Genomic DNA, 1109 nt, shown 5'->3' with positions numbered 1-1109 from the left:
GTCTGAAGAGATGCACGACAAGATCATCGGCTGGTATCTGACAATCAACCACTACCACTAAATCTGCGTCACGACCAGATTCTCCATATAGGGGAAATCAATACCATGCCAGCTGTTGCGCTGATCTTTGACCCAGCGGGGTTTACCTTCATAATTCGCGGCGTTATTTACCCATGAGTCCGGTTTTGTAAACTCTTTCCCTTTCAACTTGCCAATATGGCGCGGCGCAGGCAGAAAATCAGCATGCACCCCTTTATGGCCTAAGTAGAGCATAAACGGTTTGTTCTTATCACGGTGTTCCAGCCAGTCCACCGCATAATCGGTCAGCTCATCCGTAATATACCCTTTCTGCTTAACGATTTTGCCATCGACATTAAGCTCAGAAGCGCCACCAAACTCATTGATCGGGTAGTAATTACCCTGTGAATTGGAGCCAATAAAACCCACCCATTTATCAAATCCGGCAAAGCCTGGCTTCGCTTCTTTCTCTACGCCGCCGAAATGCCACTTGCCAAAGAAGGCGGTCTGATAACCCGCCTGTTTTAAACGCTGCGGGAAGAAATCCAGGTTATACACATTGTCATTTTTATTATTATCAACCATGCCGTGGTTATGCGCATATTGTCCGGTCAGAATACTGGCGCGGCTGGGACCACAAAGGGAGGTGGTAACAAAGGCATTTTTAAAATATGTTCCCTCCTTTGCCATCTGGTCCATATTGGGCGTGACAGCTTCATGATTGACAAATCCCATGGCGTCATAACGCTGATCATCAACAATAATATAAACGATGTTAGGTTTTTCGGGTGCAGCGATGGCCGTGCTACTCATCGTCGACGAGGCAATACATGCCGCACCGACCATTGCCGACAGTACATTTTTCTTCATCCCACGCTCCTGTTTTTATACTGACTGATTAAATCAATGATTTAATCTGCGTCTTATGCCGCGCCATTCCCTTCCATACTGTATTGATCCTGTTTTTCAGGCAAAAAAAAACCTAAACCCCCTTCTCTCCTGCCTGAAACAGTGGAGCGCGAATTCAGATAATAAGTGCAACGCTTGGTCATGTGGATGGAGGGACGGTTAGCTACCGATAAGCTATCCTG

General features: G+C 46.5%; 1 protein-coding gene. It reads right to left on the bottom strand.

The annotated features are described in order from the left end of the window. Nucleotides 1-57 precede the first annotated feature (57 nt). On the bottom strand, nucleotides 58-888 hold the full coding sequence (locus ACSZO1_RS22425; protein WP_437616590.1) for a sulfatase-like hydrolase/transferase: 831 nt from the start codon (nucleotides 886-888) through the stop codon (nucleotides 58-60). Between the last annotated feature and the right edge of the window lie 221 nt (nucleotides 889-1109).

It is taken from the genome of Erwinia sp. V71 (assembly GCF_965644245.1).
Classification (GTDB): Bacteria; Pseudomonadota; Gammaproteobacteria; order Enterobacterales; family Enterobacteriaceae; genus Erwinia.
The sequence above is the reverse complement of the archived record's forward strand: the minus strand, read 5'-3'. Positions and strand labels throughout refer to the sequence as shown.

What these genes read in the sequence shown, in the direction of transcription:
- ACSZO1_RS22425 (WP_437616590.1), bottom strand. Translation starts at nt 888, where the DNA reads ATGAAGAAAAATGTACTGTCGGCAATGGTCGGTGCGGCATGTATTGCC.